This is a genomic window from Xanthomonas cannabis pv. cannabis, from assembly GCF_000802365.1.
Lineage (GTDB): Bacteria > Pseudomonadota > Gammaproteobacteria > Xanthomonadales > Xanthomonadaceae > Xanthomonas > Xanthomonas cannabis.
Genome location: NZ_JSZE01000118.1, coordinates 17428 through 31522 on the forward strand (window position 1 = coordinate 17428; position 14095 = coordinate 31522).

At 67.3% G+C, this 14095-nt stretch carries 8 protein-coding genes and 1 pseudogene; 8 read left to right on the forward strand and 1 reads right to left on the reverse strand.

What is annotated here, in order from left to right; translation table 11 throughout:
- The first annotated feature begins 246 nt into the window (after positions 1 to 246).
- From OZ10_RS17020 to OZ10_RS17055, 7 genes are all read left to right on the forward strand, one after another.
- Entirely contained in the window at positions 247 to 1560 is a 1314-nt protein-coding gene (locus OZ10_RS17020; protein ID WP_039411958.1) for an NCS2 family permease, read from the forward strand.
- A gap of 118 nt (positions 1561 to 1678) precedes the next feature.
- Entirely contained in the window at positions 1679 to 3232 is a 1554-nt protein-coding gene (locus OZ10_RS17025; RefSeq protein ID WP_039566091.1) for an adenosine deaminase family protein, read from the forward strand.
- Positions 3233 to 3361: 129 nt separating this feature from the next.
- Positions 3362 to 4519 (forward strand): nucleoside hydrolase, encoded by a 1158-nt coding sequence (locus OZ10_RS17030; RefSeq protein WP_039566094.1) that lies wholly within the window; start codon positions 3362 to 3364, stop codon positions 4517 to 4519.
- A gap of 210 nt (positions 4520 to 4729) precedes the next feature.
- Positions 4730 to 6190, forward strand: a complete 1461-nt coding sequence (locus tag OZ10_RS17035) for an AtzE family amidohydrolase (RefSeq protein ID WP_039566096.1) — start codon at positions 4730 to 4732, stop codon at positions 6188 to 6190.
- Positions 6190 to 7770, forward strand: coding sequence for a gamma-glutamyltransferase family protein (locus tag OZ10_RS17040; protein WP_039566098.1), 1581 nt, complete (start codon positions 6190 to 6192; stop codon positions 7768 to 7770). The genes OZ10_RS17035 and OZ10_RS17040 overlap by 1 nt, the downstream gene beginning before the upstream one ends.
- A gap of 230 nt (positions 7771 to 8000) precedes the next feature.
- The gene (gvpU, locus tag OZ10_RS17050) at positions 8001 to 8459 is read left to right on the forward strand and encodes a gas vesicle accessory protein GvpU (protein WP_039411978.1); all 459 of its coding nucleotides are present in this window, start codon (positions 8001 to 8003) and stop codon (positions 8457 to 8459) included.
- Positions 8460 to 8820: 361 nt separating this feature from the next.
- Positions 8821 to 10410 carry a hypothetical protein gene (locus OZ10_RS17055; protein WP_139051351.1) on the forward strand — a complete coding sequence of 530 codons (1590 nt, stop codon included), beginning with the start codon at positions 8821 to 8823 and terminating at the stop codon, positions 10408 to 10410.
- A 150-nt stretch (positions 10411 to 10560) separates the two neighbouring features.
- Here OZ10_RS17055 and OZ10_RS17060 read toward each other — a convergent pair whose 3' ends face one another.
- On the reverse strand, positions 10561 to 13065 hold the full coding sequence (locus OZ10_RS17060) for a S9 family peptidase (protein WP_039566102.1): 2505 nt from the start codon (positions 13063 to 13065) through the stop codon (positions 10561 to 10563).
- 171 nt (positions 13066 to 13236) lie between these two features.
- Between OZ10_RS17060 and OZ10_RS17065 the strand changes: the two are divergent.
- Positions 13237 to 13668, forward strand: a pseudogene (locus OZ10_RS17065) (LysR substrate-binding domain-containing protein); the annotation flags it as partial.
- Positions 13669 to 14095: the final 427 nt, after the last annotated feature.

Below are 14095 nucleotides of genomic sequence, written 5' to 3' on the forward strand. Positions count from 1 at the left end.
GGCCTGCGGGCCAGGGCCGCCCTGCACGTCGACCGGCAGCGCAGGCGCGATTGGCTGCCGCAGATGCCTGGCGGCATGGCCAGGCCCGGCTACGCTGCCGACCACGCAAGGTGGCAAACCGGCACGCGCAGTGCAAGATGAGCGGCCCGCGCGGTGTGCCTGCGCGGGTTGTCCCTGCATCGAAGAGAGTCTGCTGATGGTTGCCTGTTCGTTCGTCACCCTGTGGCCTGCCGAGGGCGCACGCTGATGCGCTGGCCCGGATTCGCCCTTGCTGCCCATGCCAGCACCCCGCGCACGGAAGTGCTGGCCGGTGCCACCACGTTCCTGACGATGGCCTACATCGTCTTCGTCAACCCCGACATCCTGGCCACCACCGGCATGGACCACGGCGCGGTGTTCGTGGCGACCTGCCTGGCCGCCGCACTGGGCTCGCTGCTGATGGGCGTGCTGGCCAACTACCCCATCGGCATGGCGCCGGGCATGGGCTTGAATGCGTTCTTCGCCTTCACCGTGGTGGGCACGCTGGGCTACAGCTGGCAACAGACGCTGGGACTGGTATTTGTCTCAGGTTGCGTGTTCCTGCTGCTCACCGTCACTGGCGCGCGGCGTTGGCTGGTGGATGGCATCCCGCCGACCTTGCGCAGCGCGATCGCCGCCGGCATCGGCCTGTTTCTGGCATTGATCGGCCTGCAGAAGGCCGGGCTGGTGGTGGCGCATCCGCAGACGCTGGTGACCCTGGGCGACCTGCACCGGCCCGAGCCGCTGCTGGCGCTGGCAGGGTTGCTGCTGATCGGGGTGCTGGACGTCCGCCGTGTGCGGGGTGCGATGCTGCTCGGCATCCTGGCGGTCACCGCCGCGGCACTGGCCCTGGGCCTGGTGCACTACCAGGGCGTGCTGTCGCTGCCGCCCAGCCTGGCGCCGACCTTGCTGCAGCTGGATATCGCCGGTGCGCTGCACGGCCATGGTGGCAGCGGCGCGCTCACCGCCGTGCTGCATGTGGTGCTGGTGTTCGTGCTGGTGGAAATGTTCGATGCCACCGGCACCTTGATGGGCGTGGCGCAGCGCGCCGGCCTGCTGCGTACCGAGGCCCAACGCCGCCAGTTCGACCGCGCCCTGCTGGCCGACAGCACTGCCATCCTGGCCGGCTCGCTCCTCGGCACCTCCAGCACCACCGCCTACGTGGAAAGCGCGGCCGGCGTGCAGGTGGGCGGGCGCACCGGCCTGACCGCACTGGTAGTGGCGGCATTGTTTCTGCTCGCGCTGCTGTTCTCGCCGCTGGCCGCCATGGTGCCGGGATACGCCACCTCACCGGCGCTGATCTATCTGGCTTCGGTGATGCTGCGCGAATGCACGCAGATCCCGTGGGACGATGTCAGCGAAGCGTTGCCGGCGGCCATCTGCATGCTCGCCATGCCGCTCACCTACTCCATCGCCACCGGCCTGGCCCTTGGGTTTATCACCTATGCGGTGCTCAAGCTCGGCAGCGGCCGCTGGCGCGCCGTGCACCCGGCCTCCTGGGCGATCGCTGGCTTGTTCGTGCTGCGCCATGCGCTGGAATGAGGCCGCTGCCGCGCCGCGTGTACCGCCATTTTTTCTGGCCACGCGAGACGCGGTGCGGCACGTTGCATCACGCATTGCAGCGCCATGGCGCCGCCCCTTTTTTCTCAGAGCCCATCGCATGCCCCGTCTTTATCGTTATCTACTCCTGTCCTTATGCGCGGTGCTGCCGAACATAGCGCTCGCACGCCCTGCGCAAACGCCGGCGCAACAACGCCAGACGCAGGTGGCGCAGCTGTTCCAGGCCGCTGTCTCGCAACCTGCGCAGCTGCGCGCGCTGTTGCAGGCCATGCCCAAGGGCGGCGATCTGCACAATCATTTGTCCGGCTCTGTCTATGCCGAGGACTACCTGCAATGGGCCAGTGACGATGGTGCCTGCGTGCAGCTGGACGACCTGAGCCTGCGGGCCCCGCCGTGCGGCAAGGGGCAGCAGCCGGCCAGCGGCCTGGCCGCACGCGATGCTGCGTTGTACGGGCGGGTGGTCGATGCGCTGTCGATGCGCAAGTTCGTCCCCAGCCCCGCGCAACCCACCGGGCATGGCCAGTTCTTCGGCACCTTCGGCAAGTTCGACGCGGTGGTACGCGCGCACGTGGCCGACACCGTGGCCGCGGTGCTCGACCAGGCCGCCCGCGACCGTGTGCCATACGTGGAGATCATCGCCAACCCGCCGCAGATGGACCAGGCCGCCAAGCGCATGCAGGCGCTGCCCTGGAACGGCGATGACGATGCCGCGAACCTGCGCGCCCTGCAGGATGCCTTGCCGGCACTGGTGCAGGCCGCGCAACGCGAGCTGGCCGCCACCGACACGCAGGTCCGCCGCGTGCTGCGCTGCGACCAGGCCGATGCCCGTCCCGGCTGCAGGGTCGCCTACCGCTACGTGCCGTATGTGTTGCGCGTGCTGCCGCAGCCGATGGTGTTCGGGCAGATGGCACTGGCCCATGCGCTGATCACCGCCGGTGGCAGTCGCGCGGTTGCAGTGAACATCGTCGCGCCCGAAGACAACCCGGTGGCAGTGGCCGATTACACCCGGCACATGGCGATGTTCCACTTCTTTGCCGCGCACTACCCGGGCGTGCCGCTGTCCCTGCATGCCGGCGAGCTGACGCTGGGGCTGGTGCCGCCTGCGCACTTGCGCACGCACATCCGCCAGGCGGTGGATGTTGGCGCGCGCCGGATCGGGCACGGCGTGGATCTGCCCTACGAAGACGATGCCCAGGCGCTGCTGCAACAGATGCGCAGCAAGCAGGTGGCGGTGGAGATCAACCTCACCAGCAACGATGTGATTCTTGGCATCAAGGGCGCCGCGCACCCGTTGTCGATGTATCTGCACGCCGGCGTCCCGGTGGTGCTGTCCACCGACGATGCCGGCGTCTCGCGCGCAGACATGACCCATGAATATCAACGCGCCATGCAGGAGCAAGGCATCGACTACCCAACGCTCAAGCAGCTGGCACGCAATGGCCTGACCTACAGCTTCCTGCCCGGCGCCAGCCTGTGGAATGCGGATGGTGCAGCTGCCCCGGCCTGCGCCTCTGCCTTGCAGAGCGAAACCGACGACGCCGCGTGCCAGGCATTTCGCCAAGGCAGCGAGAAGGCACGGCTGCAATGGCAGCTGGACGCCGACCTGGCACAGTACGAGCGCACGCTATTGGCGCAACAACACGCTGGCACATGACAGGTAGGAGCGCGCTCGCGCGCGATGAAGCGTTGCCGGCAACGCCATCCGCGCGCAAGCGCGCTCCTACACAGGCGACTTCCTGCTCCCTCTCCACTGCAATGCACTCAACCCACACGACCACGCGCAATGACTTCCCCACACACCGCCCCATCCAAACGCCGCGTCATCCTCGAAGACGACATCGACGGCTTCACGCCCGCGCAGCTGCTGTTGCTGCAATCGCCCGAGATCGAGGTGCTGGGCATCAGCGCCGTGAGCGGCAATATCTGGCGCGATGAAGTGCTGGCGCACACCTGCCGGCTGCTGGAACTGGCCGGCCATCCGCAGATTCCGGTGCTGCCCGGCCCGGTGCATCCGCTGCTCAATAGCGAGCTGGCCACCGAACGCTGGGAAGCGCTGTACGGCAAGCTGGTGTGGAAAGGTGCGTGGACCAAGCACTGGGTGGAGGGCGACACCGTGCAGAGCGCGCCGCGCTACCACGCGCACGACGTGGTGCCGGACCTGCCGCTGGGCAATCCCGGCGTGGTGCGCCCCAGCGACGAGCCGGCAGCAGTGTTCATGCTGCGCATGGTGCGCCAGTACCCGGGCGAGGTGAGCATCATTGCCACCGGCCCGTTGACCAATCTGGCGCTTGCCCAATCGCTGGACCCGGCGTTTGCCACGCTCGCGCGCGAGCTGGTGTACATGGGCGGCAGCCTCAATCCGCGGCAGCAGCGCAACAGTGTCAGTGCACGGCAGTTCGCGCGCGAATTCGTCAACTCGCCCCGCCGCGAATTCAATATCCGCTGGGACCCGGAGGCCGCCAGCATCGTCATGCGCGCACCGTGGCGCCAGATCACCATGGTGCCGGTCGACCCCTCCACCGCCACCGAACTGACGCCTGAGTTGCTGGCGCGCATGAGCGCGGCCGACACCACCATTGGGCATGCGTTGCGCCGACGCGAGCCTGGCTTTCCGATGTGGGACGAACTGGCCACGGCAGTGTGGTTGCAGCCGGCGTTGGCCACGCAGCTGGAGACGCTGTATGTCGACACCAACACCGCCTTCGATGCCGGATATGGCGACATCCTGTCGTGGGCACCGGGCTACCAGCCGGGCCTGGGCGAGCAGGCGCAACGCGTGGTGCATGCGGTGGATGTGCAGGCATTCGAGCAGTTGTTGGTCGACCGCCTCACTGCGCCGCAGCCGCCAGCAGTCGGGTTGCCGCTCCCCCTTCTCCCACCGGGAGAAGGGGCCCGAAGGGCGGATGAGGGTACGCCAGCCGATAAATGGAATGCCACTTGAGTACGAAAACGAGCCAGCTCAATGAGCAGCCGACACACCTCCACCTCCCGGGGCACCCTCAACGCAACCCCCGCTCCGCGCCCCAGCCCACGTTTGCGACGCGGGCGCTCCAATGCACGCGCGCCAGTGGCACGCAGGTCGTGCCTTCTCGCCCCGGCGGGAGCGGGGCCAGACCAGCACCCGCACCACTCCAGCAACCCAAGGTGACCCATGCAACTCCCAGCGCAGTGGCAGGCCGGCGTCGATCGCAATACCGAAGTGCTGCGCGGCCATGCGCAGCTGCTGGCCACCTTCAACGCGCCCACTACTGCAGCGCGTGATGGCAGCGGCCCACGTGGCCAGATTGCGTCCATCGTCAATACCACACGCAGCCAGCCCACGCTGGCCGCGCGGCTGGCAACGCAGACGCTGACGCGCATCAACCAGGTCAACGACGGCCTGTGCGCGATCACCCGCCTGCTGCCGGCGCGCGCCGCCGCCGATGCCGCACGCGTACAGGCCGCACTGGCCGGGGGCAGCGACGGCGGCGCATTGGCTGGCGTGCCGTTCGTGGTCAAGGATCTGTTCGATGTCGCCGGGCAGGTCACCACCGCCGGTGCCGCGGTTCGCGCGCACTACCCGCCTGCTGCCCGCGATGCAGCAGTTGTGCAGCGGCTCAGCGATGCCGGCGCAGTGCTGATCGGCACGGCCAACATGGACGAATTCGCTTACGGCTTTGCCACCGTCAACGCGCACTACGGCACCACCGCCAACCCGCACGACCACCAGCATCTGGCCGGCGGCTCATCGGGCGGCTCGGCCGCGGCAGTGGCCGCCGGGCTGGTGCCGTTCGCGCTCGGCTCGGACACCAATGGCTCCATCCGCGTGCCGGCCGCGCTCTGCGGTGTCTACGGCCTGCGCCCGACGCATGGCGCGCTGCCGCTGGATGGCGTGTTTCCGTTTGTGGATGCATTGGATGTGGTCGGCCCGTTCGCCACCTCGGTGGCCGATCTGCGTGGTGTTTATGAGGTGATGCGCGGGCATGCGCTGCCCCCGGCCACTACCGGCAAGCTGCGCATCGCACGCCTGGGCGGCTGGTTTCAACGCAATCTGGATCCAGACCTCGATGCCGCGCTGGCGGCAGTGCTGGCCGCCTGCAACAGCACCGCCGCGATCGAACTGCCGGAGGCCGAACGCGCGCGCGCAGCCGCCTTCGTCCTCACCGCTGCCGAAGGCGGACACCGGCACCGCAGCGCACTGGCCACGCACGCCGCGCAGTTCGACCCCGCCACGCGCGATCGCCTGCTGGCCGGCCTGCAGCTTCCCGCCAGCGCCGTGGCCGACGCGCACCGCTTCGCCCGCTGGTTTGCCGGCGCCATGCACGCGCTATGGGACGATGTGGATGTGCTCATCGCGCCGACCACGCCGTGCGTGGCACCGCGCATCGACCAGGACACCATCCAGATCGACGGCCTGCCGGTATCGGCACGCGCCAATCTGGGCATCTTCACCCAACCGCTGGGGCTGGCCGCCTGCCCGGTGCTGGCCGCACCGTTGCCGCGTCCCGGGCGGCTGCCGCTGGGCGTGCAGCTGATTGCCGCGCCCGGCCGCGAAGACCGCCTGTTCGCGCTCGCCGCGCAGCTTGAACGCGATGGCCTGCTCGCCTTCAGCCCGCCGCCGGAGACACGCTGATGCTGCACACCCTGCGCGCGCGCCGCGGCATGGTGGTGGCCCCGCACCACCTCGCGGCGCAGGCCGGGCGCGATGTGTTGCGCGACGGCGGCAATGCCATCGAAGCCGCCGTGGCCACCGCCGCCTGCCTGGCGGTGGTGTACCCGCATATGACCGGCATCGGCGGCGATGGCTTCTGGCTGATCCACGAACCCGATGGCCGCGTGCACGCCATCGACGCCTGCGGCTGCGCCGCACAGGCGGCAACGCTGGATTTCTACCGGGGCTACAGCAGCATCCCGTGGCGCGGCCCCGGCGCGGCCAATACCGTGGCCGGCACCGTCTCCGGCTGGGCGCTGGCCCTGCAACACGCGGGCGGCACCTTGCCGCTGCAACGCCTGTTGCAGGAGGCTATCCACCACGCCAGCGACGGCGTACCGGTGACCCTGGGCGGTGCCCAGATCGCCGCCGGCAAGAGCGCCGAACTGCGCGTGCAACCCGGTGCCTACGCCAGCATCTTCGAACCGCACGGCGCGCCCCTGCAGGAAGGCGCGCTGCTGCAGCAACCGCAGCTCGCCCGCACCTTGCGGCGGTTGGCCGACCACGGCCTGGAGAGTTTCTATCGCGGCGCACTCGCCGACGACATCGCCGCCGACCTGCAGACACTCGGCAGCCCGCTACGCGCGCACGACCTGGCACAGCATCAGGCCGACCCCAGCGTGCCGCTCTCGGTCGCCATCCACGGCGCGCGCCTCTACAACCACGCACCGCCCACGCAAGGCCTGGCCTCGCTGCTGATCCTTGCCTTGTTCGACCGCCTGCATGCCGAACACCCCGACAGCTACGCGCATCTGCACGGCCTGATCGAAGCCACCAAACAGGCCTTCCTGATCCGCGATGCGCATGTCGGTGACCCCGCCTGGATGACACTGAACGCACAAGCCTTGCTCGACGATAGCGACGCACTCGATGCGCTCGCCGCGCGCATCGACATGACCACTGCATTGCCCTGGCCGCACCCCTCGCAAGCCGGCGACACCGTGTGGTTCGGCGCCATCGACGCAGACGGCCGCGCGGTCAGCTGCATCCAGTCCACCTATTTCGAATTCGGCTCCGGCCTGGTGCTGCCGCGCACCGGCATCACCTGGCAAAACCGCGGCTGCAGCTTCCATCTGGCACCGGACGGCTGGAACGCCCTGGCCCCCGGCCGCAAACCCTTTCACACCCTCAATCCGGCGTTGGCCACTTTCGACGATGGCCGCATCATGGCCTACGGCACCATGGGCGGCGAAGGCCAGCCACAAACACAGGCCGCCGTGTTCTCGCGCTACGCCCGCTACGGCACGCCGCTGCAACAGGCCATCACCGCACCGCGCTGGCTGCTCGGCCGCACCTGGGGCGAAGCCAGCACCTCGCTGAAGCTGGAAGACCGCTTCGATCCGGCAGTGGTGCAAGCACTCCGCGACGCCGGGCATGCGGTGGAGCTGTTGCCCGCCTATACCTCGGTCATGGGACATGCCGGCGCGCTGGTGCGCGAGGTTGATGGCGTACTCAGTGGGGCAAGTGATCCGCGCTCCGATGGTGCGGTATCGGCATGGTGACCACCACGGTCGTATCCCGACTGCAGTGGCGACTCGCCTCGCCCGAGCGATGGCGCGCACATCAGGATAAAAGCGTTCACACGTCGCAAGACCGTCTGTTCGGAAAGGCCCCAGCGAACCCAACCGCGGCAACTTCGGTACGGCGTATGCCATGCTTGCGCACGCCACGCAGGACATCCGCCTCTGCGCTTGTCTGATGCGTCGTTGAATTCAACCAGGGAGAGAGCCACATGACAGACCAAGAGCAACATCAACCCAGCCTGGAAGACGTCAAGCTGGCGTTCGACGGCCAGAGCGTGGACTGGTATCTGCAGAAGCTGGTCGGTATTGCCAACTCCTCGGATGCGCAGTTCGGCATTACGCTGTTTGTCGATGGCATCATCGTGTCCGGCCAGTTGGTCAGCGGGAAGCAGTATTTCGAGGCATTTGCTCAGGAGTTTTCTGCCGCCTACCCCGGCGATGCCGAAGAAAGGGAAGAGATCCGCCGCGCGTTTGCCAGCCACGCCAGCATCTACGACAGCGAGGACGATGCGCAGCAGAGCAGCGCACCGCCGCAGTTCATCCACCTGATCGATGCGCGCTGCTTTTCACCCGCCGGCCAGCCGCTGCCGAGCAACCGTGGCGTGCTCTGGCGTGGCAAGGTCAACGCTGTGTCCGGCTTCACCCTGGGATCGCTTTCTGCGGACTAGCGCTGGCTGACGCTGGCGCCATAATGCGTCGCTCGGCCTGGACTTGCAGGATCGCCGGGCGACGCCGTCGCAGCGCCATGTCCAGGGTGCGGCCATGCGCCGACGTCATCGTCACTACATGGCCGGTGCGGCGTTGCGACCTGCCGCCATGTCTTGCGTCGCAGGCATGGCGACAGGTTGAGTCCGACCGACAGCGTGAGGTGCGACGCGCCCTCTCTGTGCATCCCCCGACGCACTGCTGATCCTTTCTGAGCGAGCAAAATCGCCGCAATTTGTGCGCAACGTCGCGTGGCAACGGAACCTTGAGCGCTAGGCTTGCGACTGTGCCGTCAACGGCGACGTGCGAAGGGGAAGGGACACCGTGGCGACATTCACCGTGGCAATCGATGTACTGGACACGCCACCGGCCCCGGCATCGGCAAGTGGCGTCGGCATCTGCCTTTCCGGTGGCGGCAGCCGTGCCCTGTCGTGTGCGCTGGGGCAGCTGCGGGGGCTGCGCTACCTGGGGCTGCTCGACAAGGTCAGCGCGATTTCATCGGTCTCCGGCGGGACCTGGGCCAATGTGTTGTACAGCTACCTGCCGAAGGCCATCAGCGACGATGAATTCCTGGGCCCGGTGGTGCTGGATCCTTCGCAACTTAGCTTGGACGTGCTGGCGCAGATGGCACCAAACAATCTCGGCCAGGTGCCGTATCGGCTTGGCACGCTGCCGATCCTCAATGAACTGGCCGAGTACCGGCTGAGCAAACGCTACGCCCCATCGGATATGTGGCAAGCGGTCATCGGCAAGCTGGTGCTGAAGGACTACGGTTTGTGGAAGCCCGATGCCACCGGCATCGATCCGCATTATTTCACCGGCACGGCGACGTATCTGGCGCAAGGCCCGCTGCAGCGCAATCCCCAGTTGACCGCGGACAACTTCTACACCTTGCGAGACGGGCGGCCGCTGCCGATCTTCAACACCGCCGTCTTCATCAACGACGGCGTGAGCGCGGATCTGCTGCCGTTCGAAGCCAACTGGTTGCTCGGCATCCGCGGGTTCTTCAACCAGCCTGACCAACTCGGTGTCATGGGTGGTGGTCTCATCGAGTCGTTTGCGATGGGCAGCGACTACACCGCCGACGACGGTACCGGCATGGTCACCGCCCGCGTGCCCCAGCGCGCCTTCAGCCTCAACGACATCGCCGGGTGCAGCAGCATGGCGCCGGCCGAAGACTTCGAAGAGAGGTTTCCCGAGATCAACGGGCTGGTGCCGCGTTACCCGTACTGGCCCGTCGGTGATCGTAATCAATCGACGGAGAGTTACCGCTTCGCCGACGGCGGCAACCTGGAAAACCTGGGCATCATGCCGCTGCTCGCACGTGGCTTCACGCGCCTGCTGGTGTTCGTCAACTCGGACCAAGGGGTGAACATCGATCCGGAATCGGGCGAAACCGTGGTTGCCGACGACCTGCCGCCGCTGTTCGGGCTGCAGCCGTTCTGCGAGAAAAGCCGCAGCTACCTGGCGTATGCCAACGAGCAATTGTGCGAGGATGCCAACGGCATGTTCCGGCACAACCAGGTCTTCGATACCACCGCATTCGATGCATTGAAGCAGGGCCTGCTGGCAGCCAAAAAATCCGGCGGCGCGTTACTGGTGCGGCAGCGCTTGCGCGTGCTGGAGAACGACTGGTTCAACGTGCCTGCGCAGCAATCGGTCGAGATACTGTGGGTGTACAACGATCTGGTGCGTGCATGGTGGAAACAATTGCCGGATGAAACCCAGATCGAGCTGGATCTGCAAAGCGTGGACGATTTCCCCCTCTATGGCACGGTCACCCAGCTGCATCTGTCCTATCCGCTGGTCAACGCGCTGGCGCATCTGAGTTGCTGGAACCTTGCCTCCGACAGCACGGTGGGCAACCCCGATGGGCAAAGCAACGCCGACGTGGTGCGTGGCATGTTTGCGTGATGCAGGCACGGCGGCGTGGCGGACAATGCTGCCACTCACAAGACGGAGCAGGAGCGCGCTTTACCAGGCAGGATCTGCCTGCAAAGAACGCTCCAACTCCGCGTTGATGCCAACGCCCGTCTCACATAAGACGCGGCTTCAGCACACCACTTACTGCGCCCGCTTGCTGCCCGCATCGCGCGGCGGTGCGTTCTTTACGTAGCGATCGAACCACTCCAGCATCTCGGCCACCACGTCTTCGTTGGATTCGCGGGCGGTGTACCAATGCGGTTCGAATGGCAGCAGCACCAGCCGTGCGGTGCCGCCGTTGCCGCGGATCGCCTGGAACAGGCGGGGTGCCTGGGTGGTTTCGGTCCCGGGGTTGGCGTCGTCCATGCCATGCACGATCAACAGCGGTTCGTTGATCTTGTCGGCGTGGAAGAACGCCGATGCCTGCGCATAGATTTCCGGCGCGGCCCAGAACGAACGGCGCTCGTTCTGGAAACCGAACGGCGTCAGTGTCTTGTTGTAACTGCCGCTGGTGGCGGCGCCGGCGCGGAACAGGTCGGTATGGGCCAACAGGTTTGCCGTCATCAGCGCACCGTGGCTATGCCCGGTGACGCCGATGCGCTGGCGATCGACCACGCCCAGCTCCACTGCCTTGTCCACCGCAGCGGTGGCGTTGTCCACCAGCTGCTGCAGATAGGTGTCGTACGCAGTCTTGGGGTCGCCAACGATGGGGAAGGCGGCATCGTCGATGATCGCGTAACCGGCCAGCAACAGCAGTTGGTAGTTGCTGAGGCGGGTGAAGTCGCGCTCGCTGGCGCCGCTGACCTGGCCGGCCTTGGAGGGGTCGGCATAGTCGAGCGGGTAGGCATACAGGATCGCCGGCACGCGCGTGCCTTCGGTGTAGCCGGGCGGCGTGTACAGGGTGAACGACAACTCCACGCCATCCTTGCGCTTGTAAGTCACCAGGCGCTTGCCGATCTTCCGCACCAGCGGGGTCGGATCCGGAAAATGCGTGACCGGCGTGGCGGTGGATGCAACCACCGCTTCGCCAGCGGCCGTGGTCGGCAGTGGCTGGCCCAGCGTGCGCAGATACACGTTGGGTGGGTCGGTCAGCGACTGGTGCCAGGTCAACAGGCGCGACACATCGTCGCCGGCAAACCCGAAGAACAGCTCGTCCACATTGGCATCGCTGCGGAACAGCCGCTGGGTCTTGCCGGTGGCCACCTCATAGCGATCCAGAAACGGCCGGTCGCCCACCGGCGAGGCACCCTGCCCGCTGAGGAACAACGCGCCCTGCGCCTCGCGCAGCACGGCCTGGCCATTGGCCAGCAAACGCGTCTCCGGCAGGCCTGGATCGGCATAGAGATCGTCGGTGGAAAGATCGAACAACACCCGTCCGGCAACGCCGGGGCGGTCCGCGTCCAGCAACGTGGTGCGCCGCCAGTGGCGGTTTTCGTCGTAGTCGTCCAGCAGCGCCTGGCCGCCCTCGGCAAACCAGGTCAGGCCAGCATAGCGCTGCTGCACGCGGGTCAGTTCACGTGGCCTGGCGGTGAACGGTGCGGCAAGCGTCATCAACTTGTCGCGCGCCGGCACAGTGGTTTTCCAGTCACCACCATCCAGCGCCTCGGCCCAGACCAGGGTGGCCGGTTGGTTGGCACGCCAGGAATACGCGCGCGGGCCGGTCGGCACGCCTTGCACCGGCACCCGGTCAGCGACCGGCAGATCGGCCAGGACGCGCTCCTTGCCGTTGTCCAGGTCCAGCACCGCTACATCGTGGGCGAAGCGCGCATAGGTGGTGACATACGAATACGGCTGCTTCAGCCGTTGCACCAGCACGTGGCGGCCATCGGGCGCGCCGTCCACGTTGCTGTAAACCGCCGGCGTCCCGAGTTTGCGCTGGCTGCCGTTGGCCGCATCAACTGTTAGTAACTGGGAGGTGGCGTAGTAGGTGAACAAGGCCTCGTCTTCGGGGCTGGCGAGCGTGTCGCGGGCCTCGTAGGTGCTGCTTTCGCCCTTGCCCTGGATGGTTTCCTTGACCTCCGGGCCCGGCGGCACGGCGGCCTTGCGCGGCGCAGCGCCCAGGTCCTGCGGCACCGTCTTCAGCAGCAGGGTGTCGCTGCCACCAAGCCACTGGATCTCGCCGCCCAGCACCGGGTTGAGTTGCACACCGTCGATCCTGCGCACACTGCCGGTGGCCACCTCGCCCACCCAGAGCTCGACGCGGTCGGCGGCGGTGTTGTTGAAGGCGAAGCGGCGCCCGTCCGGCGACCACACCGGCGCTGCCGGACAGGCGTCGGCCGGCAGGCGCACCGCGGTCTGCTTGCCACTGGCAATATCGATCAGGCTGAAGCCTTGCAGGCACGAACGAATACCGTAGCCGTTGGACATGTCGTGGCGGCCATGCGTCCGCGGCTCCACCCGCACCCCGGCCAGCTTCAGGTACGGCTCGGCCACACGCGCAATCGGCGGGTACTGGGTGCGCTGCACCAGCAACAGGGTCTTGCCGGTTGGGTCCGGCCGCGGCGACGGATTGAGCGGCGCGCGCATCACGCTCAACAACGGCTCCGGCGGCTGCCGGTAACCGCCATCGGACGTGCCTGCAATGGCGCACACCGGCAAAAGGCTGGCCAGCGCCAGCAAGCCGCTCCATCGGTACCCGGTGAGCATCTTGGTCGTTTCCTGAGCGATGGTGCGGCAACGTAGCACGCACAGTCTCCGCCATCTCTGCGCGTTCACGCAGCGCTGTCGCCAGGCCCGCAGTGCTGTGGCGACAATGGGGCGCGGTATGCGTGGCAATAGGCGCGGTTGGCTCACGCCAATACGCGTGCCACGGGCCCTACCGTGCGTCGCATGGTCTGCGCATCACCGCAGTACCTCGACGCGCATGGCACCCCGCGGCATCCGGACGCGTTGCCGCAGCATGCAACCATCCCGATCTCCGCGGCCGAGCGCCCGGCACCGTGGCCGTTTTGCGTGGACGGGCACGCCCATCTGGTCGATGCCGACTCGCGACTCAGCGTCAACGCCTGCAATGGCGCCATCGCTGCCGCCGTACAGGGCTGGGGACTCACGCAGGTGCCGTCGTACCAGGTCCGCGATCATCTGCGCAGCGGCCAATTGGTCAGCCTGCTTAATGCCTTCGAAGTCGCACCGGAGCCGGTGCATGTGGTCTACCTCGAAGGACGTCGTGGCTCCTCGAAGGTGCGAAGCTTCGTGGACGACTGCGTGGACGCGTTGCGGCAGGAGCTGGCACCGTCGAACGATGCCTGATGACGCGCCCGCGCCGTCAGGCCTGAAGACGGTCGCCCGTACCCGCCATCAGCGACGGCCCAGCAACACGCGGGCACCAGTTGCGGGTCGAGGGATCGGCCTGGCAACATGCCGCCCGGTGCTTGGCTGCATGCCGGGGCGCTGATCGCGACCACCATCGCGGCGCACGGCGTCCTGACCCATCCGCGATGCAGCGGCTGTGCCTGGGCGGGCCCTGCCTGAGGACGAGCGCGCGCACTGGCCCCGCCTTCGAGCCACCGCGGCCGCGCCGGCAACTGCCGGCGACTTCGCGCGATGGGGCCGAGTGCCCACCCGACCGCACCCACGCCTGCTGGCGACAGCATCGCCGCGCGTTGCATTTTTTGCAGCGCGAACCAGCGAAAAAACTCTTTGATGGCGACAGCAGCGGCTCCCTATAGTCGAAGCG